14 protein-coding genes are annotated in these 14,819 nt (G+C 59.4%); 1 reads left to right on the forward strand and 13 read right to left on the reverse strand.

Going from position 1 to position 14,819, the window contains the following annotated elements; all coding sequences use genetic code 11:
• Window positions 1–201: 201 nt before the first annotated feature.
• The 13 genes from AB4N64_RS08930 to AB4N64_RS08990 all read right to left on the reverse strand — a co-directional run bounded on the left by AB4N64_RS08930 (window position 202) and on the right by AB4N64_RS08990 (window position 12,892).
• Window positions 202–585: a nuclear transport factor 2 family protein gene (locus tag AB4N64_RS08930; RefSeq protein ID WP_460124350.1), complete on the reverse strand. Its 384-nt coding sequence runs from the start codon at window positions 583–585 to the stop codon at window positions 202–204.
• A 41-nt stretch (window positions 586–626) separates the two neighbouring features.
• The gene (locus AB4N64_RS08935) at window positions 627–1,835 is read right to left on the reverse strand and encodes an MFS transporter (protein ID WP_460124352.1); all 1,209 of its coding nucleotides are present in this window, start codon (window positions 1,833–1,835) and stop codon (window positions 627–629) included.
• A 7-nt stretch (window positions 1,836–1,842) separates the two neighbouring features.
• Window positions 1,843–2,652, reverse strand: coding sequence for an enoyl-CoA hydratase/isomerase family protein (locus tag AB4N64_RS08940; protein WP_460124355.1), 810 nt, complete (start codon window positions 2,650–2,652; stop codon window positions 1,843–1,845).
• Window positions 2,653–2,683: 31 nt separating this feature from the next.
• Window positions 2,684–3,442 (reverse strand): enoyl-CoA hydratase/isomerase family protein, encoded by a 759-nt coding sequence (locus tag AB4N64_RS08945; RefSeq protein WP_460124358.1) that lies wholly within the window; start codon window positions 3,440–3,442, stop codon window positions 2,684–2,686.
• On the reverse strand, window positions 3,439–4,614 hold the full coding sequence (locus AB4N64_RS08950; RefSeq protein WP_460124361.1) for an acetyl-CoA acetyltransferase: 1,176 nt from the start codon (window positions 4,612–4,614) through the stop codon (window positions 3,439–3,441). Before AB4N64_RS08950 ends, AB4N64_RS08945 begins: the two co-directional genes overlap by 4 nt.
• Window positions 4,611–4,991 carry a Zn-ribbon domain-containing OB-fold protein gene (locus tag AB4N64_RS08955; protein ID WP_460124364.1) on the reverse strand — a complete coding sequence of 127 codons (381 nt, stop codon included), beginning with the start codon at window positions 4,989–4,991 and terminating at the stop codon, window positions 4,611–4,613. The genes AB4N64_RS08950 and AB4N64_RS08955 overlap by 4 nt, the downstream gene beginning before the upstream one ends.
• Complete coding sequence (locus tag AB4N64_RS08960) at window positions 4,984–5,448, reverse strand: MaoC/PaaZ C-terminal domain-containing protein (protein WP_460124366.1); 465 nt, start codon at window positions 5,446–5,448, stop codon at window positions 4,984–4,986. The genes AB4N64_RS08955 and AB4N64_RS08960 overlap by 8 nt, the downstream gene beginning before the upstream one ends.
• The gene (locus AB4N64_RS08965) at window positions 5,445–5,924 is read right to left on the reverse strand and encodes an FAS1-like dehydratase domain-containing protein (RefSeq protein ID WP_460124369.1); all 480 of its coding nucleotides are present in this window, start codon (window positions 5,922–5,924) and stop codon (window positions 5,445–5,447) included. The genes AB4N64_RS08960 and AB4N64_RS08965 overlap by 4 nt, the downstream gene beginning before the upstream one ends.
• A gap of 11 nt (window positions 5,925–5,935) precedes the next feature.
• The gene (locus AB4N64_RS08970) at window positions 5,936–8,056 is read right to left on the reverse strand and encodes an acetate--CoA ligase family protein (protein ID WP_460124372.1); all 2,121 of its coding nucleotides are present in this window, start codon (window positions 8,054–8,056) and stop codon (window positions 5,936–5,938) included.
• A gap of 24 nt (window positions 8,057–8,080) precedes the next feature.
• Window positions 8,081–8,839, reverse strand: a complete 759-nt coding sequence (locus AB4N64_RS08975) for an SDR family NAD(P)-dependent oxidoreductase (RefSeq protein WP_460124375.1) — start codon at window positions 8,837–8,839, stop codon at window positions 8,081–8,083.
• Window positions 8,840–8,855: 16 nt separating this feature from the next.
• Window positions 8,856–9,986 (reverse strand): acyl-CoA dehydrogenase family protein, encoded by a 1,131-nt coding sequence (locus tag AB4N64_RS08980; protein WP_460124378.1) that lies wholly within the window; start codon window positions 9,984–9,986, stop codon window positions 8,856–8,858.
• Window positions 9,986–11,011: an acyl-CoA dehydrogenase family protein gene (locus tag AB4N64_RS08985; RefSeq protein WP_460124381.1), complete on the reverse strand. Its 1,026-nt coding sequence runs from the start codon at window positions 11,009–11,011 to the stop codon at window positions 9,986–9,988. The genes AB4N64_RS08980 and AB4N64_RS08985 overlap by 1 nt, the downstream gene beginning before the upstream one ends.
• Before the next feature lie 96 nt (window positions 11,012–11,107).
• Window positions 11,108–12,892, reverse strand: coding sequence for an FAD-binding protein (locus AB4N64_RS08990; protein ID WP_460124383.1), 1,785 nt, complete (start codon window positions 12,890–12,892; stop codon window positions 11,108–11,110).
• 288 nt (window positions 12,893–13,180) lie between these two features.
• On the opposite strand from AB4N64_RS08990, the gene AB4N64_RS08995 reads away from it, so the two are divergent.
• Window positions 13,181–14,818 (forward strand): DUF1302 domain-containing protein, encoded by a 1,638-nt coding sequence (locus AB4N64_RS08995; RefSeq protein WP_460124386.1) that lies wholly within the window; start codon window positions 13,181–13,183, stop codon window positions 14,816–14,818.
• Window position 14,819: the final 1 nt, after the last annotated feature.

Below are 14,819 nucleotides of genomic sequence, written 5' to 3' on the forward strand. Positions count from 1 at the left end.
TACGCATTGCGCATGGTGCCGGTCGGTGTTCTCTATGCGATGGACCATGGCGCCCCAGGCCAGGTTTGCGCACCCACGTGAGGAGCATCTGCTGCCGCTGAGGGTGGTTTGCGGCGCCGTCGTTAACCAGCCTGCGCGACGCGTGTATGCCGCGAGGCTGGCCAGGCAGATTGTGATCTCTGTTTACAGGTTCGGGTAGCTTTACGCGACCGTGTGGATGTCGCTCGGTCCGAAGTACGCTCGCATGGAGCGAATCAGACCCGCCTCGTCGAAGGTCATCACATCGATGACGCTGACACGCATCGTCCCTTGAGCAAGCTTGACCACCGCGTCAAAAGCCATGGCTGCTGCATCCGCGCTGGACCCTCGAATCGGTGCCGACAGTTCCAGCGTGGCGCCTGAGGCCATCGCCTGGCGGTAAAACGACTCAATCTGCGTTTTGCCATTTTTGGGCGGCGTGCCGTAGGGATCCTCCACGGTGGCATCGTCGCTGTACAGTGCCAGGAGAGCCGCCAGGTCATTGTTGTTGTAGGCGTCGACGTAGGCTTGAAGAGCGTCTTTCATCTGCTGTTCGCTGGGCATCATGGTTCCTCGTTCAGGGCATTGTGAATGGAGGTATAGTGGTGTCACGTAGGTTCCGCTTGGTCCCTGGTTTGATTGGGCATCGCGAGCGCGACCAGGCAAGCAGCGGTGAGCAGGCCGGTGGTGCAACTCAACGCGAGCTCATAGGAATAATGCTCGGCGAGCAGGCCGATAAGCACAGGCCCAATGACCATGCCAAAGTCAGCAGACATTTGATAAGTGGCAATGACCGTTCCGCCACGTCCATTGGCAGCGTCACCCGCCGTGGCGGCAGCTGAGGTGGTGCAGAAGGCTGCTCCCAACCCCATGAAAGCAAGGCCGGAAATGTAGGCGTACAAACTGTGGCCCAGCTGAATAATCAGGAAGCTGGCGAGCACCAGGATCATGCCTGATACCAGTGTCGGTTTACGTCCCCAGCGATCCGCCAGTTGGCCTGCTTTGGGTAGCAAAAGAGTCTGTGTGAGCGCGCAGACAGTGAGGCCAATGCCTATCCATTTCGCTGGCTGTTGCAGCACGACCAGCAGAAACAGAGGCAGCACTGAAACGCGTACGCCATAAACCGCAAAACCTACGGCGAAGTTACTGGCTAATGCCGCGCGGTAGGCCGGTAGACGTAACGCCTTGCCGACGCTGACGGGGGGCGTCGCAGCGGTATGCCTGTCCTCAGTGCGGTGACGTAAATGCCGCAGCAGGAAAAACGCGACTACCCCAGCGACCCCGGCACCGAACCCATAGAGAAAGAATGGGAGGCGCACCGAGAAATCGACGAACAAACTGCCTATCGCCGGCCCGCTGACAGTGCCTATGTAATAGGCACCCATGAACAAACCCGTCGCTTGCCCGCGACGTCCGGCGTCTGTGGTGCGCAGCATCAGGCTCATGGCAGAGATGGTGTAAAGCATCGAGCCGATCCCACATACGGCGCGGCCCATCAGAACGTGCTCTGCAGTCGTGGCAATCCCCGCGCCAAAGCTTCCCAATGCGATCAATGCCAGGCCGCCACAGAGTAGGCGATACTCCCCAAGGCAGTCCACCAGGCGTCCGGCAGGCCATGCAGATATCAGGCGAGCCAAAGGAAAAGCGGCGATGATCATGCCGACCATCGCACTGCCAACCCCCAGTGAACGTCCGAACACTGGAATGGCGGGTGACTGGATGCCGAAACCGACCGCCGATATAAAGCTGATGACGCACAGACACCGCACTTCTCGCGAGATACCATCCAGCCATCCGCCGCCCTTTTTGAGCGCCATACGCGACTCACCTTCCATGGTATGCAGGGCTGCGCTTGTCCACGAATGCGCTGGCCGCTTCCTTATGATCGCTGCTGAGGAATGTTGCAGCCTCCAGTTGTAGTCCTGTGTCCAGTACCAGTTCGCTGCGATGCCGAAGAATACGATTCAGGGCGCGTTTGGTGCCTTGCACAGCCAGGGGAGGGAGGCTTGCCAGCCGTTGCGCCAGGGCAAGCGCCTGTTCTGCCAGGTCCGTTGCGGGAACGGCGCGCAAGGCCAGGCCGAGTCGAGCCGCTTCTCGCCCGTCCATGCGATCGCCTGTCATCAAATAGTACTTGGCCGCCCCCATAGGCATGCCAAGCGGCCACGCCAGTGCTCCACCGTCGCCGGCAACCAGGCCAATAGGTACATGCGTATCTGCGATCTGTGCGTCCTCTGCTATCAGCAAAACATCACACATCAGCGCCAGCGTGGCACCCAGGCCCATGGCGTAGCCCTGCACGGCGGCAACCAGAGGCTGTGGGACGTCAATGAATCGCTCGATCAAGTTGCCAGCGCTGCGCGTCACCAGCTCCATCTGCTCGTAGGGCGTCCGGTTGGGCTGAGGTTCTTCGGCGAAGGATTTAACATCGCCTCCGACACAAAACGCACGACCGGCGCCTTGCAGTAAAACAGCGCGCACGCTGGTGTCATGACGCAAGTCGGCAAGAATGGCTTCAAGGCCTTCATGCATATCGTCACCCACAGCATTCAGCCGGTCAGGGCGGTTAAGCGTCAGCACAAGAACGTGCTCGTGGCGCTCAGCGAGGATAGTGCGGAAACGTCCGTAATCGGCCATTGGGAGCTCCATTGTTTTTATGGGTAGTTGTTCAATGTTTTTTCAGGCGTACGAGCATTTCCGCTCGTGCTAGAATGCGATCCGGGTCCCTTACGGCCAGGTTCTGGTGCGCGACCTCAGCTTCCAGTTGCTCGGCCAGTGAATGTCGTGCGGCCTGACTCAGGAGACGCTTGGTCAGTCCCACCGCACTTCCTGGTTTGGCTGCCAGCAAACTTGCCAACTCCATGGCGCGCCCCATGAGCCGGTCGGGTTCGAGCACTTCTGTCACCAGCCCCCAGGACAAAGCCTCAAAAGCGTTAAGGCGCTGGTTGGTCGCCAGCCAGGTAAAGGCTCGGCTGTAGCCTAGGGCTCGGGTGATGAACCAGCTTCCCCCTGCATCCGGAACCAGGCCGATATCAACAAACGCGGGTACGAATTTGGCGGCATCGGAAGCAATGCGCACATCCGCCGCGCAGGCCAGGGACAGGCCGGCGCCCGCGGCCGCGCCGTTGACTGCAGCGATGACAGGCTTATCAAGGGCGGCCATGGCAAGCGTGTGCGCGTTGAAAGTGTGCCGCAGGGTTTGGTTGCCGATGGTTTCCGGCAGAGGAGGGGCATGCAGGTCTGCGCCGGCGCAAAAACCGCGTCCGTTGCCCGTTAGAACGACGGCACGGATCTGCTGATCAGTGGCCTCGTGCCAGGCATCGGACAGATCACGGTGAAGTTCTGCTGTGAACGCGTTCAACGACTCCGGACGATTGAGGGTCACCAGTAGCACTGGGCCGTGACGCTCGCGAATGACGGTACTCACAATGCTGCACCTGTACCCAGAATCGCGGTCACCTGGCTGGAAAACTGCCCGCCATTGCCGTGAGCGAGAGCGATCTCGGCGCCTTTGCACTGTCGCGCGCCAGCCTCCCCACGCAGTTGTCGCACCGCCTCTATCAACGCAAAGATCCCGTACATACCGGGGTGGCAATGGGACAGTCCGCCCCCATTGGTATTAACCGGCAGGCTTCCGCCCGGCGCGATGCGTCCCGCGGACACGAAAGCACCCCCTTCGCCCTTGGCGCAAAAGCCCAAGTCCTCGAGAAACATGATGGTATTGATGGTAAAGGCGTCATACAGCTGCAAAACGTCGATGTCTGCTGGGGTAACGCCGGCCATCGCGTAAGCGCGCTGGGACGATTGGGTCGCGCAGGTCGTCGTCAGATCCGGCATCTGTGAAATGCTGCGATGCGAATGTGCTTCGCCAGCGCCGAGCATGTAGATGGGCGACTTGACCAGATCACGAGCCCGGTCCGCCCGCGTCACTACCACAGCACCACCCCCGTCGGTGACCAGACAACAGTCGCGCACGGTCAACGGGCTGCAAACCGCCTTGCTGCTCAGGACATCGTCAATGCCCAGTGAGCCTTTGCCATACGTAAACGCAGCGGGATTGAGCTGAGCCCAGGCCCTCGCGGCGACGGCCACTTCAGCGAGTTGTTCGCGTGTGGTTCCGTATTGGTGCATGTGACGGGCTGTGGCCAGGGCATACCCCGTCACCGGGTGTCGGGGACGGTAGGGGGCTTCATAGTTCGGTCGTTCGAGTGACGCCGTCGGGTACTGTTGGCGAAGTCCATCGGCGCGGGGGGTGCTGCCGTAGACAACCAACGCGTTGTCACACAGACCGGCTTGAATGGCCGCGCAGGCGTGAAACAGGTATGAGATGAAAGAGCTACCGCCAATGTTGCCGCTGTCGCTGTAGCGCGGTTGTATCCCCAGGTATTCGCCCAGGTCCAGGTTGGACATGAATCGGCCCATCACACACCCGAACAGGCCGTCGATGTCCTTCATGCCAAGACCAGCGTCGGCCACGGCACGATAGGCGGCCTGTCCTGCCAGTTCAATGGCGTAACGCTGCGCGCCGACATCGCCCAGGTCGGACTCGGCGATGCCAACGATTGCGGCTTTTGCGCGCAGATCCTGAGGCGTCATCATGCGTGCGCCCCTCGTACTCGCTCAAAAACCACTCGAGGGCTTTCACTCTCCAGGGCTTGCACCTTCGCTTGTACTCGATCGCCAATGCTTGGGGAGTCGCAATCGATGACAGTGCTCATCATGCGAAAACCTTCGTCGAGGTCGACCAGCACGACGTTGTAATCCTGCTCCTTGTCGAAAATCACCGTCGACGAGTAGAGCGTTCCGATTCCCTGGCTGTCGTTGAGTTCGAGCTCTGCAGAACCGCAGCCCGGGCAACTGGTACGCAGGTAAAACACCGCTTTGTTGCAGCCCAGGCAGCGTTGATAGGTCAGCACACCCCGTTCAAGCCCTTCGACAAAACATTGGTAGGGCGCGCGCTCACGGATATCAAGCATGCTGAATGCTCCCGTCGTGGTCGTAGGACGCGACAGCGTGCGCCGTGAGGACGAGCTGTTTTTCGCCGTTGACGGTTTCCCGTTGCACGGAGAGTTCGCACTGCACTTCAATGCCGCCCGTTGCCAGTTGATCCACATTCTCAACCTGGCCACTGAGTATCAGGGTGTCTCCCGGCCAGACTTGCGAAACGTAACGCACGGAATATTTACGCAACGCCGCTAATCCCAGCCATGAGGTGGCGTAGGCCGATAGAACGCCCGCGGTGAAAAGGCCATGACCGAATACGCTGCGATAGCCGGATCGCTGCGCAAAAGTTTCGTCGTGATGGATGGGGTTGAAATCCCCGCCCGCGCCAGCGTAGCGGACGATGTCGGTGCGGTTTATCGGGCCGACACGGCGTTCCGGGGCCATATCGCCAGCCGTGAAGCGTGGGCGGAGGTTCTCGCTGGCATTCATGTGGGCAATACCTCGGACGGGTTGAGAGGCGCGGGAGGGGGCAGCTGGATAATGGTGCTTCGAGCAATCAGCGCCAAAACCCCCGCTGTGTCGTAGAACGACATTTCACGAACGATCAGTGTCATGACACCTTTCGAGCTGGTTTTCTGGCTGACGTCGCTGATTCGAGACCGGACGGTGTATGCCTCGCCGGCCACCATCGGCCGGCGGTATTCCCACTCATTACCCCCGGCCAGCACGCGGCGCAGATCGAGCTTGAGCGGGTTGTTGGCATCGGTGGGCTGCCAGTGTGCAGTCACACAGCTGAATGTCGGCGGAGCAGGCAGGGCATTGAATCCTGCCGCGCTCGCTGCTTCGCGGTTGAAGTAAATGGGGTCCTCTGCGTGGATTGCCCTCCCAAACTCCATCAGCTTTCCTTCTTCAACCAGAAAGCGGAATGCCGGGAACTCAAACCCGATCAGGGATTGGTCTGTCATGGTGCTCTCCTTCAGTGCCCGGTCGATGTTGCCGGTCCAGCCAGGACCACCAGCGCATCGGCCGCGAAAGCGTTGCCGGCGTCAACCCTGATGGGGTTAATGTCGATTTCTGACACTTCCTCGAGCTCCAGGGCGAGATTACCTACACCGATCATGATGTCTGCAATCTTGTTTTGTTCGTCACTGGACAGCCCGCGTCTTCCTTGTACCAGGCGACCGCCCAGCAGTTGCTTGAGTGCCCGGCAGGCAGTTTCCCGATCAAAGGGAGGGCGCAGGAGGGCGGTTTCCGCAAGTTGCTCAACCAACACGCCGCCGACTCCTACTGCGACGATAGGGCCGAATACAAGATCGCGTTTCAAACCGCAGGTGAGCTCCAGCCGCGCCGGTACCATCTGTTGCACCAGAACGCCGTCCAGTCGGGCATGAGGTGCACGTCGCTGAACTTCCTGCAGCATGTCCCGATACGCCAGGCGAACGTCGGATTCGCCTTGCAGGCCAAGACGCAGGGCACCGACGTCTGATTTGTGGGGCAACTGGTAGGACATCACCTTGAGTACGACCTTGCCTCCGATTTTTTCCGCTGCTTTGACGGCTGCGTCTTCGTCATGCACCCAAACTTCGTCAGTAATCGGAATGCCGTACATTGCGAACAGGCGCTTACCTTGCGCCTCCATCAGCACTCGTTCCTGCGCTGGCAATTGCAGATGCTCACGCGCCCGTTGCACGCGTTCCTCGTCGTGGGGCAGGTTGGTGCTGCTGGCCAGCGTCGGGCGGCAGGAAAACCGATGCAACGCAGCCATGGAGCGAGCCAGGCGCTGAGGGTCGGTGTACGTCGGTACGCCCGCTTCTTTGAGTACCTCGATGAGGTCGGTGGACAGCACAGCCAAGGGCTTGTCGACGCGCTTGTACAGCGCGGCGAGCTCTTTCGCCGCTTCGGTTGCGCGGGCCCAGGTGACGGTCGCAATCATGTCGACCGAGGGGCTGGCGCTGATCAGGTTCTGCAGGGAAGTGACTGATTCGAGGTGGACTGCTGCGGTTGTATCGACAGGATTGGCAACACTGCCGAAAAATGGCGTGTGCAACACGCCGAGCATCTGTTGCTGTTCGTCATCGGGGAAGGTCGGAACTTCGAGTCCGCTGAGACTGGCCTCGTCGGCGAGCAAAACGCCAGTGCCCCCAGAGCTTGTCATGATTGCAAGCCTGTTTCCTTCAACACGGCGCCCGTCCTGGAAGATCATTCCCAGGTCGAGCATTTCCTCCATGCTGTGGGCAACGATGACTCCGTACTGACGGCAGACGGCGTCGAACACGTCGACGGCGCCAACCACCGAAGCGGTGTGACTCATTGCCGCTTTGGCCGCGGCTTCCGAGCGACCTGCCTTCAGGATCACCAGCGGTTTGTCGAGTATCTGGGCGCGACGTGCCGCCTCGATAAATACCTCTGGATCGCGCAACGTCTCGCTGAACGCCAGCAGCACCTTGACCTCCGGGCGCTCGACCAGATACCGCAGGACGGCGGCGATGTTCACGTCCAGTTCGTTACCGGTGCTGACGAACCAGCCCAGTTGCAGGCCGGTGAGCAAGCCCTTGGTCGTCAGGTAAGAACCAAAACCCCCGCTCTGTGAAACCAGCGCGACACTGCCGCCTGGCGGCAGAGGCTCATCCGGGGTGAGTGCGAAATTAGCCATCACGCCATTGGCGATGTTCAGGTAGCCGATGCAGTTGGGACCGATGACACGTACGCCGCCCGCCTTGGCTTTTTCGGCCACCCGTTGTTGCAGGGCAATGCCATCGGGCCCCGCTTCGGCGAAGCCGGAGGAGAGCAGCACAATACCGCCTACGCCCAGTGCTATCGCTTGCTCTACGATGCCTTCAACCTGGTGGCTGGCAACTGCGATCAGAACCAGGTCCACTGCTTCCGGCAACTGCGCCACGCTTGCATAGGCCTTACAGCCCTGGACCTGGTCATCTTTCGGGTGGACCGGATGGAGCGTGCCTTGGAACGAGCGCTTGAGGTTGGCAAATACCAATCCGCCGATGCTGTGGGGGTTGTTGGACGCCCCCACCATGGCAATCGAACGTGGAGCGAGCAGGCGGTCGAGGTTGGGCGTGTCTGTCTGTGGTCGATTCATTGTTCTTATCCTTAGAGGCCGTGCTCAGCGCACCAGCATCGAACCGCCGTCCACGGAGAGCACCTGGCCGGTCACGTAGGAGGACTCGTCGCTGACGAGATAGAGGAAGGCTGGCGCGATTTCTTCCGGCTCGGCGGAGCGGCGCAGCGGGTGTTGTTTGAGGGCGGCCTCTTGACTGGCTGCGAACTTGGGGTCGGTCATTATCTTCTTGGTCATTTCGGTCGCGGCCGCGGGTGCGATGGCATTGACCAGGATGTTGTGTTTGCCGAGTTCACGGGCGGCCGTGCGCATCATGCCGAGCATCGCGGACTTGGCGGCGGCGTAGTTGATCTGCCCGATAGAGCCATTTTGTGCGGTCGACGAACTGACAAAGACAATGCGTCCCCAGCGGCGCTCGATCATGTCGTTCACCACGGCCTGCAACCAATAGAAGGAGCCGTTCATGTGTACATCGATGACCTGCTTCCATTCCGCGTCGGTCATCTTGTGGAGCATGGCAGGACGGGTAATGCCCGCGTTGTTGATCAGAATGTCGATCGGGCCCAGGGCAACCTTGATGGCTTGCGCGGCAGCATCCACATCCTCTCGGCTGGAGATGTCGCAGCGCACGAATATGGCCGAGTTGCCTTCGTTGTTGATCAGCGCGACGGTTTCTTCGCCACCGGTGACGTTGATGTCGACGACGGCAACCTTGGCACCCTCACGGGCGAACAGTTGGGCTACGCTGCGGCCGATGCCTTGCGAAGCGCCGGTGATGACGACGACGCGATTGTTAAGACGCATGGTTGTTCTCCTGGGCTCAGCGAGGCATGTCGAGCATGCGAGCGAGAATGTTCTTCTGGATCTGCGAGGAACCGCCGTAGACGCTGACAGGGCGAGAGGTGAAATACTCGGCGAGCCAATGAGGGGCTTTGCCTGTCAGGGCATCGGCCCCTAGTACATCAAGCGCCACATGCATGGTGTATTGCGCAGCCTTGGACCACAGCAGCTTGCCCACCGACCCCTCCGGCCCCGGGTCTCGTCCTGCGAGCCTCATCGACAGTTGCTGGGCCACGTTGAGGCTCAACGCCTCGATGTCTACATAGGCTCGAGCCAGCTTCGCGCGTACGGCCGGATCGCCGAGTAGACCGCGCTCGGCGGCAATACTTTCCAGGTCACGAAGTTGGCGGCGCAACGCCGAAATGGAACCGGTATCGGAAGCGCCTCGCTCATAAGACACAGTGGTCATCGCGATACGCCAGCCATCTCCAGGATTGCCGATCAATTGGCTTGCAGGGATGCGCACATCATCGAAGAATACTTCGGCAGTCTCCGGATCACCGCTGGCCAATACGATTGGCTGGACTGTGATACCCGGAGCATCAAGCGGTGTCAGCAGGCAGGAAATGCCCTTGTGCTTGGCGACGCTGCTGTCGGTGCGGGCGAGCAGAAGACACCAGTCGGCCTGCAAGGCGCCGCTGGTCCACATCTTCTGGCCATTGACTACGTAATGATCGCCGTCCAGCTCGGCCCGAGTGCGAAGCGATGCCAGGTCGGATCCAGCCCCCGGCTCACTGAAACCTTGGCACCATTGAACTTCACCGCTGAGGAGCGTGGGCAGGAAACGCTGTTTCTGTTCTTCGGTGCCGTAGGTGAAGATCGCTCGGCCCAGGTAGTTGACCATGGCCGGAAGACGAGGCGAATCGGCGCGGCCAGCCTCGTCGTTTAAAATGGCATCGAAGCTCGCTGCCAACCCCTGGCCACCGTATTCCCTGGGCCAGTTCAGGCCCATGTATCCGCCCGCATACAGCGCCTTGTGCCAGCTTTTGTTGAGCGCACGAAGTCCTTCAGGGTCTTTGATCTCACGCCAACAGGCTGGAATGTTGTGCTTGAACCACTCTCGCAGAGCGGCGCGGAATGTAAGCTCTTCGGGGGTATCACGATAATCCATCAGCGGGCTCCCAGACGTGCGTCGGCAATCTGTTGCAATTGAAAGGCTTCATCACCGAACAGCTGCGCACCGACCAATGCCCGGCGCGTATAGACGTGAGCGATGTGTTCCCAGGTTTGACCAATGCCGCCGTAGACCTGCATCACGGTCTCGGTCACTGGCAGGGCGGCAGACGCTGCATAGGCCTTGGCGGTTCGAGCGGCCAGCAGTGCTTGTTCTGGATCGAGTTCATCGACTGCCCAAGCGGCATAGCAGGTGATGCTGTGGGCCGCCTGAGCCTGGACAAGCATTTCGGCGCACAGATGCTGAATCGCCTGGAAGCTGCCGATCAGTACGCCGTACTGCGAGCGCTCCTTGGTGTAGGCAACCGCGCCCGAATGTGCGCCGTGGAGTACTCCGACGATGTCAGAAGCCACTGTGGTCAGTGCCAATGCTTGCCAGCGCACAATCTGTTCTTTCGTCAATGGCGTCCCCACAGGTTCGGCATCGAGTCCTCCCTGACTGCGGAGCAGCTCACGCGTCAGATCGGCCACTTCCAGCACCGGTGCGAAACCATGCCGAAGGTCAACGCGCACCAGCTGGCTACCTCGTAAACCGAGCGCGTAATGGGCGTTCTGGCTGTCCCAGGCGATGCAGTCGTCGTCCTCCGGCGAGGCCAATGCCTGGAGTGAACGATCCAGCAGCAGGGCGTAGCGTGTTTCGCCGGCAGCAGCAGATTCGATGAGGTCGCTAGGTGCCTCGCTCATGGCCAGTAGCTCGCCAGCCAACAGGCTGCCGACAAAGGGCTGTGGCGCCAAGGTTTCGCCCAAGGCTTGCGCGGCAATCATGACTTCAACACCGGAAGCCAAAGGCACTCCATTGTCACGCATGCGAAGGCTGAGCAGGCCGACCTCGGTGATCTGTTGCCAGCCATGATCCGGGTCGTTGCTCTGAAGGTCGTGTGGGTTTTTGATCCCGATCGACTGCGCCAGGCGCTTGGCCGTGTTTTCAAACATGTGTTGTTCTTCATTGAATAACGCGAGCACGGGTGGGCTCCTTTATTTCTCGGTTGAGTACATCCGGGTTTTGGAGCTCCGTAAAAGGCTCCTGAGAAACGTCGGCAGTAATGAACACTTTTGTCGTCAGGCGTGGGCCGTCGAGTCGATAGGCGCGATGGACTTGGGCTCAGTAGCCAGCCCAATGTGGTTGGCTGCCCGATATCCGAACGTCAGCGCTGGCCCCAGGGTGCCGCCTGCGCCGGGGTATGCGCTGGCGGTCACCGCGCCGGATGCGTTGCCAATGGCATAAAGGCCTGGAATGGCGTTGCCCGATTGGTCCAGCACCCGGGCATCCCTGTCGACTTTAAGACCACCCTTGGTGCCAAGGTCCCCAAGGTCTACACGAATGGCGTAGTACGGCGGACGGCTGAGTTCGCCCAGGCTGGAGTTGGGCTGATGGCGAGGATCACAATAGAAGCGATCAAAGCTGTAATGTCCGCGATTGAAATCCAGATCTACACCGGTCTTCGCGTACCCGTTGAAGGTCTTCACGGTGTTCGTCAGCGTGCTCGACTCGATACCGATTTTGCCTGCAAGGTCGCCAATGGAATCGGCGCGATAGAGCACGTTATCCCACCATTGTGGGGGAAGGCTGCTGTCCGGCATGATCGAGCCAGGCATGATGCGTCCCAGGACGTTCTTTTTGCGGTAGTTGGCGTCGAAGATGAACCAGCACGGCAGGTTGGCACCCGACTCGCGATTGTCCTTGAGCATCTCGTGACCGAAATCGTTGTAGGACATCGCCTCGTTCGCAAAGCGTTTCCCCAACCGATTGACACAGAGGCTATGGGCATAGCTGCGCTCGACGAACAGCGCGCTGCGCATGTCGACATTGGGCGTGTCCGCCGCAGGGATCCGTACAGTCGGTGCCCACCACGCTTCATGAAGAAACTCGCTGTCCGCACCAATTTTTTCACCGGCAATCAATGCATCGCCGGTGTTGTTATGCATGGGCGTAACACTCCATTGCGTCAGCGTCTTGACTGGAAGGTGAGCGTCGCGCAGCGGTTGGCTCTGCTCAAAACCACCGCACGCGACGATGACGGCTTTGCTGGTACGAATGATGAATTCATTGCCATCTCGACTGACGACGGCGCCGACGACGGCACCGTTTTCAACTATGAACCTTTCCAGTCGGGTGTTGAGCTGCAGAGCAATCTTGCGCTGTTGAAGGCCGATACGTAGGCCTGCGATGAGGGCGTTGCCCATGGTTACACGGCGATCACGACGCGTTTTCAACCGCCAACTGATGTCGGACCCGTAATTCCAGATCAACGAGAAGAGCTTGCGCTTCCAGCCTTTGGCGCGCGCGCCAAGCGTTTGTGCATCGTAATAGTCCAGGGCGACTCGCCCGAACAATTTGGCGCCCATGTCAGCTTCGCGTAACGCAAAGAAGTCCTCGCCGAGAATGCCGCCATCGACGGGTTCGACGAACATGGTTCGGCCCGTATCCGATGCGCCAGGCAGGTTCTGGCAATAATCGGAGTAACCGGCGACCGGATTGTATTTGACCCCGATCTGATGACGCATGTATTCGACCATTTCCGGTGCGGAGTCGAGGTAGGCGCGCAATTTTTCTTCTGCAACAAGGCCGCCAGTGCAGGCTTTGAAATAAGTGAGCGCGTCGTCGTAGCAGTCCTGGTCACGGATGCCGCTGTTGTTGGGAATCCAGATTCCGCCACCTGAGAGTGCGGACGTTCCGCCGTAGCGGTCGCTTTTTTCGATGACGATGGTGGCAAGGCCCAGGTCGTGAGCGCGGTTGGCGGCCAATAGAGCCCCTGCTCCGGAACCAATCACCAGCACGGCGCAATTCTGATCGTTGGAATCAGTTTTCATGGCTTGCGATCTCTCTGTTCGGGCAGCGTCCAAGGGACGCGCGTTTTATTGTTTTGGAGAGAAATGGGCGGCATGAGACATGCCGACGACTTCCATGCGTCATAGGTTCGCCTTGGAAGCAGGGCATGAGCATCGCCCGAATGGACTAGATACAGCTCCTCGCAAAGTTGATTGGTGCGGCTAATCCAAATGGGCGATGTCGGGAGCAATGGGATGCATCAAAACTGATTGCGACGTCGCGGGAGGGGCTCATTGCCTCGGCCGGTCGCCAAGACAAGCTGAACAAAAACAAAACCAGACTTGGACTTGCGGAGCGCAATAATGCACATCAAACGTAATGCTGCCTCAGGCAGTGCCTTTCTTGCCCCGGTTCTTTTGTTGGGGGCATTATCGGCGCCTTCGGCCTATGCCTTGTCGATAGACACTGGCAATCCGGATCTGAGAATCAACTGGACCACAGATTTTCGCCTGGGCTTTGGCTGGCGGGCAGAGAATATCGCTTCCGCGCTGGGTGATGATCCGACCAATCATCAATCGGACTACTCCGCGCACAGCGGTGAAATGTGGAAGCGTCGACTCGACGTACTCACTGAAGTGGACGTGATCTACAAGGACGACTATGGCGTACGCGTCAGTGCGACCGGGTGGTATGACAATGCGTACGACGATCATGACCTCAAGGGAAATCCCCGACTTCGCGGTATCTCCTCTCACGCTGACGGAAAGTTGTCTCGCCAGGCCCAGCGGTACTACAACGGTCCTTCGGGCGAGTTTTTAGATGCTTTCGTTTTTGGTCGTGTCGATCTTGGTGAAATCCCGGTTTCCTTCAAAGCGGGGCAGCACTCGCTGATCTGGGGTGTCTCCCAAGTGAACGCCTCCGACTCGATATCCTGGAGTCAGCAGCCGGCCAACTTTCAGAAGGGCGCCGAATCGCCGGGAGCGTCGCCTAAAGAGTTGGCCATGCCGTTGCCGCAACTGTCATTCCAAAGCCAGTTGACCGACAAGGTTTCATTGGCCGGTTACTACCACCTTGACTGGAAACCGAACCGCCAGAGTGAAGGTGGGACGTTTCTGGGCGGTCCCGATTTTCTCTACGATGATGATGGGCGTATCTATTCCGGGACCGTGCCGGGACTGGGAGACCTCTACCTTGAACAGGGCGAGATCATCGATCCGAAGCACAAAAGCCGTGGAAATTACGGTGTGCAAGTGGGCCTGACTCCTGACTGGTACGGTGGCACCATCGGACTTGTCTATCGGCGCATGGACGAGATGCAGCCGTGGCCTGTTAACTTCGCTGTCGACCCCACATCGATTACCGGCTTGCGGTTCCATCAGGTCTACAACCGGGGCGTTGATTTGTTCGGCGCATACACCAATCTCAACTGGCAAGACATCAGTTGGGGCGCCGAGCTTTCGTATCGTCGTGGTACTGCCCTGGATAGTACTGGCGGGCCACTGCCCAATGGTGATTTGAACGGGGCCACGGGCAATACCTGGCACATGCTGCTCAACGCCCAGGCCCAACTGCCTTCATTGCCGCTTTACGACACAGGTATTGCAGTCGCTGAGCTGTCTTACATCTACCTGGATGAAGTCACGCATAACGAAGAAGTGTTCAACAAGTGTAAAGATGCGCGCGACGGCCCTGGCTGCGGTAGCCGTGACGCTAGCAGCCTGTCCGTTATCCTGATGCCGACCTGGCTCCAGGTGCTTCCCGGCATGGACCTTACCGGCAACCTGACATTGGCCGGGTATGGTTTGCAAGGCAACTCTGCAATACCTACCGGACCCGCTGAGCGAGCTTTCGCGTGGAGTGTCGGTGTCACGGCGGATTTCGATATGCGGTACAAGGTCGGTCTTCTCTACTCCGACGCGTCAGATGTTGAAACGCGCTTGGGAGCAATGGGTAGCACCGACCGTGGTCGTGTCACCCTGACATTCCAAACCACTCTGTAAC

This window comes from Pseudomonas sp. S2_C03 (genome assembly GCF_054668405.1).